14 protein-coding genes and 1 pseudogene are annotated in these 22,262 nt (G+C 38.3%); all 15 read left to right on the plus strand.

Translation table 11 applies throughout. From position 1 onward, the window contains the following. Positions 1-2 precede the first annotated feature (2 nt). The 15 genes and pseudogenes from ACVRZ8_RS04845 (at position 3) to ACVRZ8_RS04915 (ending at position 22,260) form a co-directional block, all read left to right on the plus strand. Positions 3-596: a dTDP-4-dehydrorhamnose 3,5-epimerase family protein gene (locus ACVRZ8_RS04845; RefSeq protein ID WP_447448185.1), complete on the plus strand. Its 594-nt coding sequence runs from the start codon at positions 3-5 to the stop codon at positions 594-596. Position 597: 1 nt separating this feature from the next. Beyond that, positions 598-1,086 carry a phosphoribosylanthranilate isomerase gene (locus tag ACVRZ8_RS04850; protein WP_447448186.1) on the plus strand — a complete coding sequence of 163 codons (489 nt, stop codon included), beginning with the start codon at positions 598-600 and terminating at the stop codon, positions 1,084-1,086. A 210-nt stretch (positions 1,087-1,296) separates the two neighbouring features. Beyond that, complete coding sequence (gene rfbB / locus ACVRZ8_RS04855; protein WP_447448187.1) at positions 1,297-2,343, plus strand: dTDP-glucose 4,6-dehydratase; 1,047 nt, start codon at positions 1,297-1,299, stop codon at positions 2,341-2,343. 98 nt (positions 2,344-2,441) lie between these two features. Then, a complete protein-coding gene (locus tag ACVRZ8_RS04860) occupies positions 2,442-2,909 on the plus strand; it encodes a hypothetical protein (protein ID WP_447448188.1) in 468 nt (155 codons plus the stop codon). An 18-nt stretch (positions 2,910-2,927) separates the two neighbouring features. Continuing rightward, positions 2,928-4,055: a radical SAM family heme chaperone HemW gene (hemW, locus tag ACVRZ8_RS04865; RefSeq protein ID WP_447448189.1), complete on the plus strand. Its 1,128-nt coding sequence runs from the start codon at positions 2,928-2,930 to the stop codon at positions 4,053-4,055. Positions 4,056-4,066: 11 nt separating this feature from the next. Then, positions 4,067-4,810, plus strand: coding sequence for an acyl-ACP thioesterase domain-containing protein (locus tag ACVRZ8_RS04870; protein ID WP_447448190.1), 744 nt, complete (start codon positions 4,067-4,069; stop codon positions 4,808-4,810). Beyond that, positions 4,807-5,580 carry a TIGR01457 family HAD-type hydrolase gene (locus ACVRZ8_RS04875; RefSeq protein WP_447448191.1) on the plus strand — a complete coding sequence of 258 codons (774 nt, stop codon included), beginning with the start codon at positions 4,807-4,809 and terminating at the stop codon, positions 5,578-5,580. The genes ACVRZ8_RS04870 and ACVRZ8_RS04875 overlap by 4 nt, the downstream gene beginning before the upstream one ends. Continuing rightward, positions 5,570-6,208: a TIGR01906 family membrane protein gene (locus tag ACVRZ8_RS04880; protein ID WP_447448192.1), complete on the plus strand. Its 639-nt coding sequence runs from the start codon at positions 5,570-5,572 to the stop codon at positions 6,206-6,208. Before ACVRZ8_RS04875 ends, ACVRZ8_RS04880 begins: the two co-directional genes overlap by 11 nt. Further along, a pseudogene (locus ACVRZ8_RS04885) lies at positions 6,201-6,903 on the plus strand (PHP domain-containing protein). The gene ACVRZ8_RS04880 and the pseudogene ACVRZ8_RS04885 overlap by 8 nt, the downstream one beginning before the upstream one ends. Positions 6,904-7,243: 340 nt before the next feature. Next, on the plus strand, positions 7,244-11,707 hold the full coding sequence (locus tag ACVRZ8_RS04890; protein WP_447448193.1) for a glycoside hydrolase family 70 protein: 4,464 nt from the start codon (positions 7,244-7,246) through the stop codon (positions 11,705-11,707). A 288-nt stretch (positions 11,708-11,995) separates the two neighbouring features. Then, complete coding sequence (locus ACVRZ8_RS04895; protein WP_447448194.1) at positions 11,996-16,510, plus strand: glycoside hydrolase family 70 protein; 4,515 nt, start codon at positions 11,996-11,998, stop codon at positions 16,508-16,510. A 105-nt stretch (positions 16,511-16,615) separates the two neighbouring features. Then, entirely contained in the window at positions 16,616-18,898 is a 2,283-nt protein-coding gene (locus ACVRZ8_RS04900) for a GbpC/Spa domain-containing protein (RefSeq protein ID WP_447448195.1), read from the plus strand. 145 nt (positions 18,899-19,043) lie between these two features. Then, positions 19,044-20,276: an FtsW/RodA/SpoVE family cell cycle protein gene (locus ACVRZ8_RS04905; protein ID WP_447448196.1), complete on the plus strand. Its 1,233-nt coding sequence runs from the start codon at positions 19,044-19,046 to the stop codon at positions 20,274-20,276. Positions 20,277-20,387: 111 nt separating this feature from the next. Continuing rightward, the gene (gene hflX / locus ACVRZ8_RS04910; protein ID WP_447448197.1) at positions 20,388-21,626 is read left to right on the plus strand and encodes a GTPase HflX; all 1,239 of its coding nucleotides are present in this window, start codon (positions 20,388-20,390) and stop codon (positions 21,624-21,626) included. After that, complete coding sequence (locus tag ACVRZ8_RS04915) at positions 21,619-22,260, plus strand: cystathionine beta-lyase (RefSeq protein WP_447448198.1); 642 nt, start codon at positions 21,619-21,621, stop codon at positions 22,258-22,260. The genes hflX and ACVRZ8_RS04915 overlap by 8 nt, the downstream gene beginning before the upstream one ends. Positions 22,261-22,262: the final 2 nt, after the last annotated feature.

The following is a 22,262-nucleotide window of genomic DNA, read 5'->3' on the forward strand; positions in this document are numbered from 1 at the left end:
AAATGACTGAACAATTTTTTGGTAAAGAGTTAGCTGCGCGTCGCATTGAAGCGATTCCTGGCATGCTGGAATTTGATATCCCAGTCCATGGTGATAATCGCGGCTGGTTTAAAGAAAATTTTCAAAAGGAAAAAATGGTGCCTTTAGGTTTTCCAGAAAGCTTCTTTGCAGAAGGAAAACTGCAAAACAATGTCTCATTTTCACGTAAAAATGTTTTACGCGGTCTGCATGCTGAACCATGGGATAAATACATCTCAGTAGCTGACGAAGGAAAGGTTCTCGGTTCTTGGGTTGATCTTCGTGAGGGTGATAGTTTTGGACATGTCTACCAAACCGTTATTGATGCTTCTAAAGGTATCTTTGTTCCGCGCGGTGTTGCTAATGGCTTCCAAGTTTTATCTGATAAAGTTTCCTATAGTTATTTGGTTAACGACTATTGGGCACTTGAACTTAAGCCCAAATATGCCTTTGTTAACTATGCTGATCCAGCCCTTGGTATCACATGGGAAAATTTAGCAGAAGCAGAAGTCTCAGAGGCAGATAAAAATCATCCTTTACTCAAAGACGTTAAACCATTGAGAAAAGAAGATTTGTAAGATGTATCGTGAATTTTTAACGATTTCCCATGAATTGAATAAGATTGGAATTACACCACTTTTGATAGGCTCTGTTGGTCTGGAAGAGCGTACAGGTCGTTCTTGGCAGGCGCGTGATTTAGACATTCATGTGCCTAGTGATCCTCGTGGTTGGGAAGCACCTGATGAGGGGCGAATTTATCGGTTTGATGAACTGAATCTCATCATGGAAAAGTTAGGCTATCACTTGGTGGATCGCCATGAACACGAGTTTCAAAAAGAAGGGCATTCCGTTGAGTTTGGTGGTCTTCACTCTCTTTCGAGTTTTGCTGGTATTGCACTTGAAGAATTGGAAGAGATAGAAGATAAGGGAGTTCATTACTATCTGCCTAGTCTGGAACAATACCTCAAAATCTACCAAGCCTCGTCAAAAGACTCTTACCGAGCAGATAAAAACAATCACAAAGACTTTGCAAAAATTGATTACTTGAAAAAAGTATTAGAGGAATAAGGCGAGCTTACTTCGTCAAAATTGGCGAGCGTTAGCGAGTCAGAACTATGTGTTGTCACCGTAGTGAAAAGCATCCTAGTTTTAAACTAAGGTACTGGGGAACTCTTGAAACTTTAGGCTCAAGAGTTAGTAATAAAACACCGAAGGTGGTTGTTTACGCCCTCGCTACCTAAGACGACACACCAAAAAGAAAACATTTTCGGAGAAAAAATGACAGAATACAAAAATATTATCGTTACCGGTGGCGCTGGTTTCATCGGTTCAAACTTCGTTCACTATGTTTACAACAATCATCCAGATGTTCATGTGACGGTCCTTGACAAGCTCACTTACGCTGGTAATCGCGCAAATCTTGAAGAAATTCTTGGTGACCGCGTGGAGTTGGTTGTCGGAGATATCGCTGATACGGAATTGGTAGACAAGCTAGCTGCCAAAGCGGATGCTATTGTCCATTATGCGGCTGAAAGCCACAATGACAATTCACTCAAAGATCCATCTCCATTTATCTACACCAACTTTGTGGGAACCTACACCTTGTTGGAAGCGGCGCGTAAATATGATATTCGTTTCCACCACGTCTCAACTGATGAAGTTTATGGTGATCTTCCTCTTCGTGAAGATTTGCCGGGTCATGGTGACGGTCCGGGTGAAAAATTCACTGCTGAAACAAAATACAATCCATCATCACCTTATTCATCAACCAAGGCAGCGTCTGACTTGATTGTTAAGGCTTGGGTACGTTCTTTCGGTGTCAAGGCGACTATTTCCAACTGTTCAAACAACTACGGACCTTACCAACACATTGAAAAATTCATCCCACGTCAGATTACTAATATTTTGTCTGGCATTAAGCCAAAACTTTATGGTGAAGGCAAGAACGTTCGTGACTGGATTCACACCAATGACCATTCTACCGGTGTCTGGGCTATTTTGACCAAAGGCCGTATCGGTGAAACCTATCTCATTGGTGCCGATGGTGAAAAGAATAACAAGGAAGTGCTTGAACTTATCCTTGAAAAAATGGGTCAACCAAAAGATGCTTACGACCATGTGACGGACCGTGCAGGACACGATTTGCGCTATGCTATTGATTCAACTAAACTTCGTGAAGAATTAGGTTGGGAACCACAATTCACTAACTTCGAAGAAGGGCTTCAAGAAACCATCAACTGGTACACCAAACACCAAGACTGGTGGAAAGCTGAAAAAGAAGCTGTCGAAGCCAACTATGCTAAGACACAAAAAGTGATTAAATAAACTAAAAGCTGTCATTTTACTGAATGATAGCTTTTTAAATATCTCAGCCCTGCAATTTTCTATGATAGTTTCATCAAAGGTAGAGAGGAAGAGAAACCATGTTAAATTCGGGTTCTATTGCAGGGCTTTCTGAGCGTTTTCCAACAGATATTCAGCCAATTTGTGATGAGATGATTTATGCCTACCAGCAGTCTTATGCTGATTATGTTTATCAAACATTGGTTAATGAGACACAAAATCGTCCTATTAAAAATCTGGTAAAAAGTTTTCGTCGCATGAATTATCAGGCAGTGCTTCCCATGACTATGGACTTGATTGCCGAAATTCAAGAGCGGTATCCTGCAGCTGCAATTCAAATGGATTTGAAAAATAGCTATGTGCTTATTCGAAATGCGGCTATTTGGGCTTACGCTGAACTATCTGGTTCTGTATGTCAACTGATATGGCTGAAGAAAACAGAAGCGAAGTCTGTCAGATCTGCTATGATTCAAACACTAAAAGATTATTTGAAAGATGAAGTGAGAATGACAATTCTTATGATTGAAGAAGGTGCAGCAGGGTCTTAAACGTGCTATAATAATCCTATGACTAAACCGACTTCTGCTTATGTGCATATTCCTTTTTGTACACAAATTTGTTATTATTGTGATTTTTCGAAGGTTTTCATTAAGAATCAGCCTGTAGATGCTTATCTTCAGGCTTTGATTCGTGAGTTTGATTCCTATAAAATTGAACAGCTTCGGACATTGTATATTGGCGGTGGAACTCCCACGGCTATTACAGCTGAGCAATTAGACTATCTGCTTAGCCATTTAACCAGAAATCTTGATTTGACGCTGTTGGAGGAATTTACAATTGAAGCTAATCCTGGTGATTTGACTTCTGAGAAAATAGCAGTCTTGAAAAACTCAGCTGTCAATCGGGTCTCTTTAGGGGTACAGACTTTCAATGACAGGCATCTTAGGCAAATTGGTCGCGGACACAATCAAGCGCAAATCTATGAAAGTATTGACAGTCTTAAACAAGCCGGTTTTGACAATATTTCCATTGATTTGATCTATGCTTTGCCTGGTCAAAGCATGGAAGATGTTAGAGAAAATGTTGCTAAGGCTCTAGCTTTGGATATTCCGCATCTAAGCTTATATAGTTTGATTTTAGAGCACCATACGGTTTTTATGAATAAAATGCGGCGCGGCAAGCTTCATTTGCCTACTGAGGATGCGGAAGCAGAAATGTTTGATTACATCATTAGAACGCTAGAAGAAAACGGTTTTGAGCATTACGAAATCTCAAATTTTACCAAACCGGGTATGGAGAGCCGCCATAATCTTATGTACTGGAATAATGAGGAATATTACGGAGTCGGTGCTGGAGCATCAGGTTATGTTGATGGTATTCGCTACCGCAATCGAGGGCCGATTCAGCATTACCTTCAAGGAGTGGCTGCGGGAAATCCTCGATTAGAAGAAGAGGTTTTAACGCAAAAAGAGATGATGGAAGAAGAATTCTTTCTTGGTCTGCGTAAAAAATCCGGTGTCTCTAAGTCTCGCTTTGAAAGTAAATTTGGTTTTTCTTTCAAGGAACGCTATGGACAAATCGTTGCTGATTTAGAAGCTCAAGGCCTTCTGAAGGAAGATAATGACCGAATTCGCATGACAAAGAAAGGGCTTTTTCTTGGGGATACCGTTGCAGAACATTTTATTTTAGATTAGTGGAGGTTCTTATGGGAAAAACATTCAAAATGACTTATCAAGTTCCTTTTTACGAAACAGATGTTAACCACAATGTTAAATTATCAACACTTCTGTCGGTGGCTCTGCAAGTCTCTTCAAAACAGTCAGAGGAATTAGGAAATGCTGATGACTATGTTTATAAGACCTATAATCTTGTCTGGGTTATTACTGATTATGATATTACGATTGACCGGTTGCCGGTTTACAACGAAATCGTGACTATAGAAACTGAAGCTGTCGCTTACAACAAACTTTTTTGCTACCGTGATTTTTATATCTATGGGGAAAAAGGAGATAAAATCATGACTATTGGATCAACCTTTGTTCTTATGGATTATGATACGCGTAAGGTAGCAGAAGTTCCTGACGATCTTGTGGCTCCTTATGAATCGGACAAGATTAAAAAGATTCTTCGCGGTCCTAAGTATAAGCTGTTGGAGAATGCAGAGCATACTTTTTACCACGTACGCTATTTTGACTTAGATATGAATGGGCATGTCAACAACAGCAAATATCTGGAATGGATGTTAGATGTCTTTGAGCTGGACTTTTTGACCAATTATATTCCCAAGAAAATTCATCTCAAATATGTAAAAGAAATCCATCATGGCAATGATATTCATTCAGCCTATCAACTGGATGGTTTAACTTCTCAGCATCAAATTACGGTAGATGACAGCCTCCATGCACAAGCGATTATTGACTGGCAAGAGAAAAAGGAGACAGTAAAATGAGTTATAAAGGCTATATTATAGATTTAGATGGTACAATCTACAAAGGCAAAGATCGTATCCCAGAGGGAGAGACTTTTGTCAAGGAATTGCAGAAACGTCAAATTCCTCACCTTTTTGTAACCAATAACAGTATGCGAACACCAGAAATGGTACAGGCTTTGCTGCGTGAGCAATGCCAGTTGGAGACGCCGGTTGAGAGTATTTATACAGCAACTCTTGCAACCGTTGATTACATGAATGACCTTAATCGCGGGAAAACGGCTTATGTGATCGGAGAGACCGGACTCAAATCAGCAATTGCAGAAGCAGGCTATATTGAAGATAGTCAAAATCCTGCCTATGTTGTTGTCGGTTTGGATCGCAATTTAACTTATGATATGCTGGTAAAAGCTACTTTAGCAATTCAAAAAGGTGCGGTCTTTATTGGAACCAATCCAGATCTAAATATTCCGACAGAACAAGGTCTTCTTCCCGGAGCTGGATCGATTCTTGCCTTGTTGGAAACTGCGACACGTGTTAAACCGGTTATTATTGGAAAACCCGAGGCCATCATTATGAATAAAGCGCTGGACATCTTAGGAACCAAGCGCAGTGAAACGCTTGTTGTAGGAGATAATTACCTAACAGATATTACAGCAGGTATCAAAAATGATTTTCCAACTTTGCTGGTAACAACAGGCTTTACCAGAAAAGAAGAAGTTCCCAATCTGCCGATTAAACCTGATTATATTCTTTCAACATTGTCGGAATGGAGTTTCGATGAAAACTAAAATTAAAAGTTTCATAACCCCCATTTGGCTCTTGTCTGTGACGATTTTAATCACTATTTATCTTGCTTGGGGACTTTATTGGTTCGAGATTGATTGGTTAAAACTGATGGATCAGGTCATTATCGGTAAAGCGGAGCTTTGGAACAATTTCAATGAGCTCATGTCCTATCTGACCAATCCTTTTGTCTCTACTCTTAATATGCCTGACTTTCCTTCCTCAGACAGTGGTTTGGGACATTTTCAAGATGTCAAGCACCTCTTTCATTTGGTTCAGGTGTTAGTTGTTTTATTAGCTTATCCAGCAGGCCGTTTTTTGCGGCAGAATATAAAGAACAAGACAATAGTTCTCTATCATAGAACTTATACCGTTTTAGCGCTGCTCCCCATCGTTATTGGAGTAATGGGACTTCTGATAGGGTTTGATGCGTTTTTTACCCTTTTTCATCAAGTGCTTTTTCCAGGCGACAGCTCTTGGCTTTTTAATCCCTATACAGATCCTATTATTGAAGTGCTGCCAGAAGATTATTTTTTGCACTGTTTTATCCTCTTTTTCATTTTCTATGAGCTGATTTTCGGAGGTCTGGCTCTTTATTGCAAACATAACCTCAAGAGAGATTCTTATGCATGATAATCATTTGCATTTAAGATTCTGATGTTAATTTCACTGACTACTTTGACCATTACGATGGTGAGATTGTAACAACTGAGCATTTGATTTATCTAATCCCTATACTAAACAAGACGATATTCCTGATTATGAGTCTTATTCTAAAGAAATAGCAGAGCTTAATCAGCAATATAATAACCGTATTAAACGCGGTATTGAGATTGGTTATTACCAGACTCGTGAAGCTGATAAAATCTATGATCTGAAACTCCTCTCTGTTCACCACAATGGCATTAATGATTATCTTGATGACGAAGTTGCAGATATGGATAAAGCTGTCGTTATTCAAGAGTATTTAGATAAACTAGAGTATGCTATTAGTCGTGTGGAGGCTGATGTATTGGCGCATTTTGCCTATGGCTTTTGCCTGTTTAATGTAACAGTTGATAAGTTAAAGGTTTACGAAAATCAGCTGTGGCGTATCTTTCAAAAAATGATAGACAACCATCTTGCCTTTGAAGTAAACGCCAAAAGCATGTATCTTTATCAGCATGAACATCTTTACCGTTATGCACTCGGTTTGACTACTAAGTTGGGGTGTCAAAAGTATTCCATCGGCTCAGATGGCCATAAACTGGAACATTTTCGCTTAAACTTCGATCAAATTTCTTGCTATGCTGAAAGAATTTGGCATCACAGAAGATCAGATTATTTAGAAGCCTTGTAATAAAGGGCTTTTTATTTATATAAGACGAACAGGACATATCTTTCATTAAAAATAGCCTGTAAAGTAAGAAATATACTTATAAAAAACTTAAATAATATAGAGTCCAAAAAGCTATAGTAATCTATTTGTAAAAAAGTGAACAACTGAAAACCGTTGATAAAAGCTGCCTCAAAATAAAATATTAAAGGAATTATAATGATTTGGTAATAAGATAAAAAATACATTAAATTGCTGAAAAGTGTGTAATCTATGATATAATAAAATTGTTTGAAAATAGGTAAATGTAAAAAAACTGATTTTCAACAAAGAAAGAAATGGGGACATGTAACATGGAAAACAAAGTACGCTACAAGCTTCACAAAGTTAAGAAGCAGTGGGTTACTATTGCTGTGGCTTCAGCAGCACTTACAGGTGTTGTTGGTGCTACAAGCGCAACTGCCTCATCTGTATCTGCAGATGAAGTATCTGCAACGACTGCAGCAACTACTGAGAGCGGGACTTCAACAAGTACTCAGACTTCAGAAACAGCAGAAATTGTAAATTCAACATCAACTTCTGCAGTTGCTTCAGATTCAGATTCTGAGACCAATGCTTCAGAATCAGTGACAAGTTTCGAAGATGTAGCTGTTACTGATTCTACAACTGAAAAAACAACAGCTAGCTCAGAAGAAACATCTACAACAGTTGCTGTATCAGAAGAAGTAACAACTCAGACAACTGTTTCAGAAGCGCCGGCTTCTTCGACAGCTGCCAGCGAAAAAGTTGTTGAACAAGAAACTGAATTATCCAAATCAGAAGTTTCAGCAGCACTTTCATTGGAAAATGTTAAATTAATTGACGGCTCTTACTATTATGTTAATGAAGATGGTTCATACAAGAAAAACTTTGCAATTACTGTTAACGGCCAATTGCTTTACTTTGGTGAAACGGGTGCCTTGACAAGCACATCAACTTACTCATTCTCAACGGGAACAACTAAGCTGACTGATGCTTTTACTTCTAATAATAAAGCCTACGATTCTACAGCAGCCAGCTTTGAATTGGTTGACGGTTATTTAACAGCAGATAGCTGGTACCGTCCTGCTAATATTCTTGAAAACGGAACAACATGGGTGAAATCTACTGAAGAAGACTTTCGTCCGCTTTTGATGGCATGGTGGCCAGATATTGACACACAGGTTAATTACTTAAACTATATGTCAGAGTATTTTGGACTGAAAACAACTTATAAAGCTGAACAAGGTCAGGATGCTTTGAATACAGCAGCAAAAGCTATTCAAGTTAAAATCGAACAAACGATTACAGCTAAAAAATCAACTGATTGGCTTCGTAAAACTGTTGAATCTTTTGTAGCTACTCAATCACAGTGGAATAAAGACACAGAAAACTATTCTAAAGGTGGTGGAGATGATCACCTTCAAGGAGGAGCGCTTCTTTATGTCAATTCAGATTTAACAGAATGGGCTAACTCAGATTCTCGTTTGCTTAACCGCACACCAACAAATCAAACTGGCAAAATCAATAAAAAGATTCTTGATGAAACTTCAGATGAAAACAATATTGGCGGTTATGATTTCTTGCTTGCTAATGACGTTGATAACTCAAATCCAGTTGTTCAAGCAGAACAGCTTAACCAACTGTACTACCTTATGAACTGGGGAAGTATTGTTTTTGGTGATAAGGATGCCAACTTTGATGGTGTTCGTGTAGATGCAGTGGATAATGTCAATGCTGACCTCCTTCAAATTTATACAAATCTTTTTGAAGCAGCTTATGGTGTTGATAAATCAGAAGCAAATGCCCTTGCTCATATTTCTATCCTTGAAGCTTGGAATTATAATGATAACCATTATAATAAAGCGACAAATGGCGCAGCATTGGCAATGGAGAACAAACAACGTTTGGCGCTTCTTTATTCATTAGCAAAACCAATCTCTGAACGTACTGTAGCGTTGAGCCCACTTTATAATAATACGTTTAATACTAGCTATACAAAAGTAGCTAAGAGTGAAACAGATGATTATAAGGTTGGTGTCAATAACTCTGCTTATGGTGATACAGATGCATCTTATGTCTTTATTCGTGCACATGATAATCAGGTTCAGGATATCATTGCCCAAATCATTAAAGACAAGATTAATTCAGAATCTGACGGATTCACAATGACTCCTGAAGAATTGAAAAAAGCATTTGAAATTTACAATGCCGATATGAATAGTGCTGACAAGAAGTATACGCTCAGCAACATTCCTGCTGCGTATGCTTTGATGTTGTCAAATATGGAAGTCGTAACACGTGTTTATTATGGTGACCTCTATACTGATAATGGTCAGTATATGGCAACTAAGTCCCCATATTACGATGCTATCACTACCCTTTTGAGTAACCGTTATAAATACGTATCAGGCGGCCAAACTATGAAGAGTCAATGGCTGACTGGCGATGGCAGTATGGCGCAATATGATAAAGATAGTTTATATGCTTCATCAGAAGTAGTAACTTCTGTTCGTTATGGTAAGGATATCATGTCTGCTGATGATACAGAAGGAACAGATGAAAGCCGTACATCAGGTATGGTAACTATCGTATCTAATAATCCTAAATTATCGCTTTATGAATCAGCAAGCTTAGAAGTTGAAATGGGTAAAATCCATAAAAACCAAGCCTATCGTCCTTTACTTCTTGGTACTAAAGACGGTATTGTCACATATGCAACTGATGCGGAAGCAGAAGCAGCTGGTCTTATCAAGTATACTGATGAAAATGGAGTTTTGACATTTGGTGCTAATGACATCAAGGGTTATGCAACCGTTGATATGTCAGGTTATTTGGCAGTATGGGTACCGGTTGGTGCGGCAGAAGACCAAGATCTTCGTGTAGCAGCTTCAACAGAAGCTTACAAAGATGGTGATTCAACCTACCAAGCGACAGAAGCTCTTGATTCACAAGTTATCTATGAAGGCTTCTCAAACTTCCAAGATTTTGTTGAAAATGACAGCCAATATACTAATAAATTGATTGCCGAAAATGCCGAACTTTTCAAATCATGGGGAATTACATCATTTGAAATGGCTCCGCAATATGTATCGGCAACTGATGGAAGCTTCCTTGACTCTGTCATCCAAAATGGATATGCTTTCACTGACCGTTATGATCTTGCTATGAGTAAGAATAATAAATACGGCTCAAAAGAAGATCTCCGTGATGCTCTAAAAGCTCTCCACTCAGCTGGTATTCAAGCTATTGCAGACTGGGTTCCAGATCAAATTTATCAATTACCAGGTAAGGAAGTTGTTACTGCAACACGTACAGATAATTATGGTAAAACAATTCAAGATCCATACATTGAAAATACACTTTATGTTGCTAATACTAAGTCTTCAGGTGAAGATTATCAGGCAAAATATGGTGGTGAGTATCTTGATGAACTCAAAGAGAAATATCCAGAGCTCTTCACAGCTAAGATGCTTTCAACAGGTGAAACAATTGATCCATCTGTAAAACTTAAACAATGGAAAGCTGAATACTTCAATGGAACTAACGTTCTTAATCGTGGTTCAGAATACGTTCTTAGCGATGCTTCAACAGGAACTTACTTTACTGTTAATGAAGACGGCACCTTCATTCCGCTTCAATTGACAGGAAATCAAAAGGCAGTAACTGGTTTCTATTATGATGGTAAGGGACTATCTTACTATGGTACAAGCGGTTATAAAGCTGTTTCATCATTTGTAAAATTCAATGGTAATTATTATTACTTTGATGAAGATGGTCACATGGTAACGGGCAGAACTCAAATTGGTGACTCTACTTATTACTTCTTGCCAAATGGTATTCAATTACGTAACGCCAACTTTGAAGATGCAGATGGTAATGTTTACTACTTTGGTGTTAAAGGTGACATGTTTGTAGATGGTTATTATTCGTTTGATGTTAAAACAACTGACGCAGATGGTAAAACTTCTACAAGCAAAGTATGGCGTTACTTTGATAAAGATGGCGTCATGGCGGTAGGTATCCAAACAGTTGATGGATTTATCCAATACTTTGATGAAGATGGTATTCAAGTTAAAGATAAACTTGTAACACTTGCAGATGGTTCAGTTTACTATCTTCAAGCTGGTTCAGGTAACGCTGTGACGAGTGATTGGAAAGAAATTGATGGAAGCTGGTATTACTTTGGTGCTAAAGGTGCAGCAGTCACTGGAGCTCAGAAGATTAACGGCCAAAATCTATACTTCGGAACTGATGGCAAGCAAGTCAAAGGTGCGACTGTTACAAATTCAGATGGCAGCCTTAGCTTCTATGATGCCGATACAGGTGAAAGATGGAGTAATACCTTCTTTACAACTGGAGATAATGTTTGGTACTATATCGGTTCCAACGGTAAGACAGTCACTGGTGCTCAAGTCATTAATGGTAAACACCTCTACTTTGATAAAGATGGTAAACAAGTTAAAGGTGGAACTGTTAAAAATTCAGATGGTACAATGAGTAGTTATGATGCCGATACAGGTGAGTTAGTAAGAAATACTTTCTTCACAACTGGAAACAATGTTTGGTATTATATTGGCTCTAATGGTAAAACAGTAACCGGAGCTCAGGTGATCAACGGTCAACGATTGTACTTTGGTAAAGATGGTAAACAAGCCAAAGGGAAAACTGTTTTGACAGGAAAAGGTCGAATCAATTATTATGATGCTGACACGGGAGAAAAAGCAATTAATGCTTGGGTAACTTTCCGAGATGGCACACGTGTCTACTTTGATGGACGCGGAAATGCTATTATTTAGTCAAAATAATAATATGTATGTAAAAAGTAGCGGTATTACACCGTTGCTTTTTACATTCTTTCAAATATTGGAAGTGTTCCTGTGCAGAGGTAGATGATAGAAAATTGTAGTGGAATTAAGATGTAAAACTTTAATTAGTAATTTTCATTACTGTTACATTAATATTATTGTAATTGTAAAGTAATGATATAAAAAAACGATTAAAACTAAAAATAAGCTAAAAAAACATGGTATAATAGTTCTGTTTGAAAAGTAGATTTCGAACAAAATAGAAATGGGGAATTGAATATGGAAAACAAAGTACGCTACAAGCTTCATAAAGTCAAGAAGCAGTGGGTTACTATTGCCGTGTCAGTGGCCACACTCGCCTCTGTTTTGGGAGGAACAGTCCTAACATCTAACCTTGTTTCAGCAGATGAAACAACAGGAGATCAAGTAACTGCTGCTATTGAAGATAATGCTGATAGTAGTACGACTGTGACTTCAGAAACAACTTCGTCAGAAGCAGTTGTGTCCGACAGTACGGTTTCTTCGACCTCAGTAGAAACAGAAGTTTCAGCAACTTCAGAAGTAACAACAGAAACAACAACTTCTGAAAGTACATCAACATCAACTTCAGAAGTTTCAACAACTTCAGAAGCTGCTTCTGAAACAGTGGAGGCAGACAAGGCTCCGGTTTCATCTGCAGAAGTGGTTACAGAAGCAACTAGCGGTCTGTCAAGTACAGAAGTAGAAGCTGCATTGTCATTGGATAAGATCAAATTGATTGATGGCAGTTATCGCTATGTTAATGATGATGGTAGTTACAAGAAAAATTTTGCTATTACGGTAAATGGTCAGCTGCTGTATTTTGATGGTAATGGCGCTTTGACAAGCACATCAACCTATTCATTTACTGAAGGTTTAACTAATCAGGTTGATACTTTTACGCTTCATAATGCTGCAAAAGATTCAACGACAGCAAGTTTTGAGCTTGTTGATGGTTATTTAACAGCTAATAGTTGGTATCGTCCTGCCTATATTTATGAAAATGGCAAGACTTGGGTAGAGTCAAAGGAATCAGATTTGCGGCCAATTTTAATGTCTTGGTGGCCTGATAAAGATACTCAAGTTGATTATTTGAATTATATGACAAAGGCAATGGATGGTGAAGAGGGTACATTTACGCTTGAAACATCACAAACGGCTTTAAATGTTGCCGCACAGATTATTCAAACTAAGATTGAACAACGTATTACCGCAGAACAATCTACAGAGTGGTTACGTACGGCTATTAAAACCTTTGTATCTACGCAATCAAAATGGAATAAAGATTCAGAAAACTACAATAAAGCAGATCACTTGCAAGGTGGTGCCCTTCTTTATACAAATTCAGATTTAACGCCATGGGCTAATTCAAGTTATCGTTTGCTTAATCGCACGCCTACCAACCAAACTGGTGAGATAAAATATACAAAAGGAAATGATAACGGCGGTGTTGGCGGTTATGAATTCTTGCTGTCAAATGACGTTGATAATTCCAATCCAACCGTTCAAGCAGAACAGCTTAACCAATTATATTACCTTATGAATTGGGGAAGTATTGTTTTTGGCGACAGCGATGCTAATTTTGACGGCGTTCGTGTAGATGCGGTGGATAATGTCAATGCTGATATGCTCCAACTGTATACGCGTCTTTTCAAATCAGCTTATAAAGTAAGTGAAACAGAAGCAAATGCACTTGCTCATATCTCAATTCTCGAAGCTTGGTCGCATAACGATCCATACTATAATTACGATACTAATGGTGCAGCTCTTGCCATGGATAATGGTTTGCGTTTGTCACTTCTGTATGCTTTAACACGTCCAATTACTTCTGAAACTGGCGGTGAAACGCGTACAGCTAATCTGAAAGATTTGGTCAATGGTGGTTATTATGGTCTGGCAGATCGTTCTGATGTAACATCATATGATGAACTTGGAAAAGCTTCATATGTTTTTGTTCGAGCACATGACTCAGAAGTCCAAACTGTTATTGCTAAGATTATTGCTGAAAAGAATCCTGATACAGATGGTTTCACGTTCACTCTTAAAGAGCTAGAAGAAGCATTCAAAACCTACAATGAAGACATGAATAAGGTAGAGAAAAAATATACTCACTACAATATTCCTGCAGCTTATGCTTTGATGCTTCAAAATATGGGACAAGTTACACGTGTATACTATGGTGATTTGTACACAGATAATGGTCAGTATATGGAAACTAAGTCACCATATTATGATCAAATTACAACCCTATTGCAAGCACGTTCTAAATATGTAGCGGGTGGTCAGACATCATACATTGCTGATCTTGATGCAACACGAACATTTGCTGATGGTTCAGATGCAAGCTACAATAATGGCATCTATGTATCAGTTCGCTACGGACAAGATTTAATGTCAGCAACTGACACAGAAGGAACTGAAAACAGCCGTACTTCAGGTATGTTAACGCTGGTTTCTAACAATCCTCAGTTGGAATTGAAGAAAGATGCTGTTCTTAAAGTGAATATGGGTGCAGCCCATGCTAATCAAGCTTACCGTCCGTTGATTCGCGGTACGGAAAATGGTATTGTATCATCATTGACAGATGCTGATACTGATGTTGTTAAGTATACGGATGCATCTGGCTACCTTACTTTCACAGCAGATGAAATTAAAGGTTTCTCAACTGTTGATATGAGCGGCTATGTTTCTGTTTGGGTACCGGTAGGAGCTTCTGAGGATCAAAATGTTCTTGCTACAGCTTCTACGGAAACTAAGACAGAAGGTGAACAGGTTTATAAACCATCAGCTGCTTTGGAAGCTCAAGTGATTTATGAAGGTTTCTCTAATTTCCAAGATTTTGTAAAAACGGATAATCAATATACTAATAAGAAGATTGCTGAAAATACGGATCTTTTCAAATCATGGGGAATTACTTCATTTGAACTTGCACCACAGTATGTTTCAACAACTGATGGTACTTTCTTAGATTCTATCATTGAAAATGGCTATGCTTTCGATGACCGTTACGACTTAGCTATGAGTAAGAACAATAAATATGGTTCTTCAGAAGATCTTCGTAATGCTCTTAAAGCTCTTCATGCAGCGGGTATTCAGGCCATTGCAGACTGGGTTCCAGACCAAATCTATACATTGACTGGTGAGGAAGTTGTCACTGCAACACGTACAGATAATTTTGGTAATGTCAATGAAGATGCAGAGCTTGTTAAGAAACTTTATGTGGCTAATACAAAATCTTCAGGAAGTGATTATCAAGCGCAATACGGCGGTGAGTACCTTGAGTACCTTCAAAAGACCTATCCAGAACTTTTCACAGAAGTAATGATTTCAACTGGCCAAACGATTGATGCTTCCGTGAAAATTAAACAATGGAAAGCTGAATATTTGAATGGTACAAATGTTCTTGACCGTGGTTCAGATTATGTTCTTAGCGATGGCGGAACTTACTTCACCGTTACTAAAGATGGAGCATTCCTTCCTGCTCAGTTGACTGGTGATCAAACAGCTACAACTGGCTTCTTCCATGATGGAACTGGCATGACCTACCGTACAAGTTCAGGAACACAAGCTAAATCACAATTTGTAACTTATGAAGGTAATAAATATTACTTTGATAAGGATGGTCATATGGTTGTGGGAGCACAAGAAATTGGTGATTATGGCTATTACTTCTTGCCAAATGGTATCATGCTTAAAGATGCTTATGTGACAAATACTAATGGTACAACCTACTATTATGGTAAATCTGGTAAACGTAAGACATCTTCTGGTTGGAAAGACTACGAAGTAACAACTACTGATTCCGAAGGAAAAGAAGTAAAAAGCAAAGTTTACCGCTATTTCTATGAAGGCGGTGTTATGGCTCAAGGTATTTCTGAAATTGATGGCGCGACTTATTATTTCTTAGATAGTGGTGTTCAAGTCAAGGGTAACTTCCTTAAGACTGATAAAGGAATTATTTACTTTGATGCTGACTCTGGTCAGAAAGTCTATTCTAAATTTGTCACTGTAGGTGGTCAGTGGTATTATGCAGGTTCAAGCGGTTATCTTTTGACTGGTGAACAAACAATTAATGAAAGCACTTATTTCTTCAAGGAAGATGGTTTACAAGTTAAAGGTGAATTTATCACTGATGATACCGGTAAACGTTCTTATTATGATGCTGACTCAGGTAAGAAGAAGATTTCAAAATTCTTCTCAGTAAATGACACTTGGTATTATGCTGACAGTGACGGTTATGTCGTAACTGGCTTCCAGACTATCCAAGGTAAACGTTACTATTTCAATGCTGATGGTTCACAAGTAAAATCATCCTTCTTTACTACTGGTGACAATGCTTGGTATTATGCTAATCAAAATGGTGTGATTGTAACCGGAGCACAAACAATTAATGGTCAGTCTCTCTATTTTGATGAAGAAACAGGGAAACAGGTCAAAGGTGGATTGGTAACAGCTGCTGATGGTTCAAAATCTTACTATGACGCTGATTCAGGTGAAAAACTCACTTCAGATTTCTTCACAACTGGAGATAACGTTTGGTATTATGCCGATGCTAATGGCAAGATTGTGACTGGTGCACAAGTTATCAAAGGACAAACTCTTTACTTTGATGAGAATGGGGTACAAGCCAAAGGAACTTTGGTACGTAACTCGGATAACTCAGTATCTTATTATGATCCTGATTCAGGTGATAAGGTATTCAATAAATGGGTAACCTTGTCAACTGGTCGACGTATTTACTTCAATACAAGCGGTAAAGCTGTTCTTGATATTTAAAATTAAGTTATTTTGGAACTTTGACAATTTGAAACTAGCCACATTTGTGGCTAGTTTTATTTTTGCCAGATTAGAATTAAATTTTACAAAAAGGAGAAAATTATTATGAAAAGCTTCAAAAATTATAAACAAAGTCAGGAAAAATTCTCAATCCGTAAAAAATCTATCGGTGTTGTTTCACTAGCAATTGCCGCAACTTTAGCGGTTGCAGGCTTAGCCGACACTGCATCAGCAGATGAAGTATCAGTGAATGAGAATGTTGAGACAAATATTGTGTCAGATGCAAGTGCATTAGAAGACACTGCTGGAGAAGTAGCAGTTACTGCTGTCAATGAGAATGTTACCACTGAGACAGCTCCTGCAGCAACTACAGGGACAACAGGGGATGTTTTAACAGATACCTCATCAACTTTGACTGTTGTCAGCGAAGAAACTAAAGGAACAAATACTGTAACAACTTATGATGTTGATACTCAAGAACTGACAGATGCCGCAACAGATGCTGCAACTGCAGGAGTGAAGGTAGAACAAGGAGAAGCAAAATATTATAATACTGTCGAAGAAGCAGTAGCTGCAAACCAAGCACAGGCAAAAGTTGTTAAATTAGCAACTGAAACTTATAAAGAGGCAGTAGCTCAATATGAAACAGAACGTTCAGCTTACGAAACTGCCTTGGCGCAATATGAATCACAAAAGGCAGCTTATGACCAATATCAAGCTGAAGTTGCGACTGGTAAAGGTGCTGGAATTGTAGCAACAGCTCAAGATTTGATTCTTGAAAAAGAGCCTAATGCACTTTTAGCTGCTAACGGTATTAATGTCTATATTACTAAAGAATCTGCAGAAGCTCTGGCTTCAAAAAATATCCTTGATTCTTATGATGTATCATCATTAACTTGGGATAAAGTGACACCTGATAATGAATTTACCTCAAATGAAGATATTTGGGCTCTTGTCTCAACGGGCGATAGTTTCTCAGCAACTTATACTAATCTTGAAAATTCATCTGTTGATGGAAAAGCTATTGCTAAGATCGTTTATACTTATACCTTAGTTTCTTCAACTAATTCACGTGAAACAGCAATTGTTACTCTTCATCATGATCCAACACGTACGATTACAATTGGTTCTAACACAGCGTCATCAGATGCAAAATTGACAGTGAATGTTAAAATTCAATTTTTTGATAAAGCTGATCAAGAAATTGATTTGTCAGCCTCATCAGTTATTGTGAGCCTGTCATCTCTTAATCACTGGAATGGTATGGCTTATGTCACCAATGAAAAACCACAAGCTGTGGAAGTGGCCGCTTACGATGTGAAAGGCAAGCTTGTAACCGTTGCAGTTGACGTTTATGCTGATGGCAGTGTACCATCTCTTAACAATGGTACTGCTGTAGCAAAATCTCTTGCCGCAGCTTTTGGTGATGATGTTGTATTGTCAAATAGCAATCCAGCACGTTTTGTGGTTGATGGCTCAGCTATTTCAGCAACATCAGTTGCTGCTAAAGATCAAAACGGCAACACAAAAGATGCTGATGGAAATACTTTTGGTACTTATACCATTGACCCAGCAACTGGTCTGGTAACTTACACGCCTACGGTAAAATATGATAAATCAAATCATATTGAGTCTGTAACAATCGGTAATAACACCTACATTCAAGTTCCAGGTTCATCAGTAACCAACCAAAATGGTGTAGTTTACGCTGTCAATGACAACGAATATATGGCTCACGGTTCAACCTTTAACGCTGCAGCGGGTGCAGGAGGCTGGGATAGCCAATCTTCACCTACTTACTATTATGGTTCGGCTGCGGTTGTTCTAAAAGATGGTAACTTGAGTTTCACTGTGACTGGTAACGAAGTTGGAACAAATACTGTTTATTGGTTTGCTATTAACTCAAAAGTTGCTGTTCCAACAGCACCAGGTGAAAAACCAGTAGAACCAACAGCACCAGTCAGCCCAACTGTAACTGTTAATGATGCTTATGTTAAAGTAACCGAAGAGACACCTAAAAAAGACAAACCTCAAAAACCTATTCAACATGATGATTGCTGGCCAAATCATGGTGGTCATAAGAGACACGGTCAAAAGGATATTGACTTTGATAATCATAAAGGACGCAGAGATTATGACTTTGGCGGTCATAAACACAAAGGCGGTCATAGACGTATTGATTTTGGATATAGCTACCAATTTAAAGAAATCAATTATGGTGGCTACCATCATGGATTCTGCTATTGTGCACCAGTAAAATTTTACTATCAAATTCCTTCTTATCGCAGCGTATTTTACTACCGTTCATCGTTCCGAGGAACAACTTATAGATTTGCAAGTGCAAATTTTGGTCGCGGAGGACGTTCAATTCATTTTAAACATTGTTAATCCCGAGAAGCCTTAATTTTAAAAGGAACTGGTTTTTCCAGTTCTTTTTGGGTGTGATTTTTTTAGAATTTTTTACGGCTGAATGAGAATGCTTTTAGAAAAACGTGGTATAATGTTTTTTGCTAATACCTTTTAGGGAGTTCAGATGTTTAAATCAAAAAATAAGATAGAAAATCGAATAGAATACTCAATTATTTTGCCAGTGCTAATCCTTTTATTAGTAGGTTTAGTAGCGGTTTATATAGCGACATCCTTTGATTATCCTGATAATGTGATAAAACTCATGATTCAGCAAGTTCTTTGGATTCTTCTGGGAGCTGGGATAGCTTTTGTTGTCATGTTTTTTAATACAGAATTTCTATGGAAGATCACTCCTTGGCTATATGGTTTTGGTTTAGGTTTGATGATCTTACCCTTGATCTTTTTTTCGCCGGAATTGGTCGAATCAACAGGAGCCAAGAACTGGGTTAGTATCGGCTCGGTAACCCTTTTTCAACCATCAGAATTTATGAAAATTTCCTATATTCTTATGCTGTCCCGCATTACGGTAACTTCAAAACATGGACGAGTAGCGACTGAACTTAGAGATGATGGCATACTGTTGGGAAAATACATTCTTGTTACTATTCCTGTTTTGCTTCTTTTAGCTTTGCAAAAAGATTTAGGAACAGCCATGGTTTTTATGGCAATTTTGGCAGGTTTGGTTTTAGTCGCAGGAATCTCATGGAAAATCATTTTACCAATAGTGGGAGTTGCAACAGCAGCCTTTCTAATCTTTCTTGTTATTTTTATGTCAGAATGGGGAAAGGCTTGGCTTTACGGTCTTGGGTTTGAAACCTATAAAATCAATCGTATTTTAGCTTGGCTGGATCCTTTTACCTATGCTAATGGAATTGCTTATCAGCAGACGCAGGGAATGATTGCTATTGGTTCTGGCGGAGTGACAGGCAAAGGGTTTAACGTGATGGATTTGAATGTTCCCGTTCGTGAGAGTGATATGATTTTTACCGTCATTGCTGAGGATTTTGGTTTAATAGGTTCTGGCCTAGTGCTTCTGACTTATCTTTTTTTGATTTACCGTATGCTTAGGGTAACTTTCAGATCTAATAATCGTTTTTATACCTTTATTTCAACTGGTTTTATCATGATGATTGTTTTTCATATTTTTGAAAATGTTGGAGCAACGCTTGGTCTGTTGCCTTTAACGGGGATTCCTCTTCCCTTTATTTCTCAAGGAGGATCATCATTGATTTCTAATTTGATAGGAGTGGGCTTGGTCTTGTCCATGGCTTATCAAACTAATCTTGAAGAAGAACATCGCTTGTTATTGTCACTTTCCCGCCGTAAAAAAAGGGAAAGCTGGAAATACGGCCACTAGAAAGAAAATCAAGAAAAAAGTGAAAGGAATCGGCTGGTTGTCAGCCGATTTTTTTCTAGGCTATGGTATAATATTAAAAAGATATGTCTTAGAAGGTGAAAGGAGCCCCTAGTGATTGCGACACAAGAAAAACAAGAACGAGTGATATTACTGGGGGTTGAGCTGCAAGAGACGGAACATTTTGAGATGTCAATGAAAGAATTGGCCAGTCTGGCAAAAACAGCTGGTGCGGATGTTGTCTCATTTTATCATCAAAAGCGAAAGCAGTATGATGGTAAAACCTTAATTGGATCTGGTAAGTTAGATGAAATTAAATCTTTGGCAGATGCAGATGCTATTGATACCGTCATTGTCAATAATCGTCTGACACCGCGTCAAAACACTAATCTTGAAGCTGTTTTAGGCGTTAAGGTTATTGATCGCATGCAATTAATTTTGGATATTTTTGCAATGCGGGCACGCAGTCATGAAGGAAAACTTCAGGTGCATTTGGCACAGCTGAAGTATATGCTGCCGCGTTTAGCAGGACAAGGTGTTATGCTTAGTCGTCAAGCTGGGGGTATTGGCAGCAGAGGCCCTGGTGAGAGTCAGCTGGAACTTAATCGTCGTTCGATTCGTAATCAAATCATAGATATTGAGCGTCAGCTTAAGCAGGTTGAGAGGAACCGTCAGACGGCTCGAGATAAGCGAGTAGACTCAGATACTTTTAAAATTGGCTTAATTGGCTATACCAATGCGGGTAAGTCTACGATTATGAATATCCTGACGAATAATACTCAGTATGAAGCAGATGAGCTTTTTGCTACGTTGGATGCAACAACCAAAAAGATTTATTTGAAGGATCAATTTCAGGCAACCTTGACGGATACGGTTGGTTTTATTCAGGATTTGCCAACTGAATTGGTTGCTGCTTTCAAATCAACACTTGAAGAAAGCAGACATGTGGACTTACTTTTGCATATTATAGATGCTTCTGATGCCAATCATGCTGAGCAGGAAAGGGTTGTTTTGGACATTCTTGAAGAATTGGACATGGCTGATATTCCGCGTCTGGCTATTTACAATAAGATTGATATAGCTGATCATTTAACCGCGACTGCTTTTCCCAATGTTAGAATTTCAGCTCATCAGAAAGGGGCTCAAGAACATCTTCGTCAGATTATTATTGATGAAATTCGAGGGCTTTATCAGCCTTTTAGTCTTAAGCTGCATCAAAAAGACCTTTACAAACTTTATGAGTTAAATAAGATTGCCCTTTTGGACAGCTACAGTTTTGCATCAGAAACTGAGGAAATCACAGGCTATATTTCGCCTAGCAATCAATGGAAGTTAGAACGTTTTTATGACTGATTATGTATCACTTGCACTTAAATACGGCGGTTTCACCAGCTTAGATAAGGTTTATTTGGAAAATGTGCTGGCGCAGTTGTCGGATGATCAAAAACTGATTTTTATCACACCACCGCCAAGCGTTATCAATGCTTATTTTGCTGAGCTTTATCAAAAACAAAGTCCTAAAGCGGCTACGGATTACTTTTTTGACTTGTCAAAGGAGCTGATGCTTTTTCAAAATCATCCCTCTTTTGAGGAAACAAAGCCTTTTATTCGTTTGAATTTATCGGGGAAATCCTATGGATTTTGTTTTGCTTTGGATGAAAGAGCCTTGGTTTTTCCAGAAAAGGCAGAGCCAATTCATGCAAGTCTATTATGTGAATTAGCACAGGTCTTTCCGCACTATAAAATTACGGCAGAAAGTGGAGCTATTCGTATGCTGGATATTGCTTTTGATGAAGAAGAGCTGCAAGATCTAACGCCTCAAAATGCTCTGCTCAGCCATGTTGCTAAGCTAAAAGGAGATATGATCAAAATTAAGAGTTTTAATAAGGATGAATTGGCAGAGCTTTTGCCGAACTATTCCGGTCAGATTTACTACGGTTTTGAGCAGCGTGAATATCTAGCCTATGTCAAATTAAATAACGATTAGAA

This window comes from Streptococcus dentiloxodontae (genome assembly GCF_053206925.1).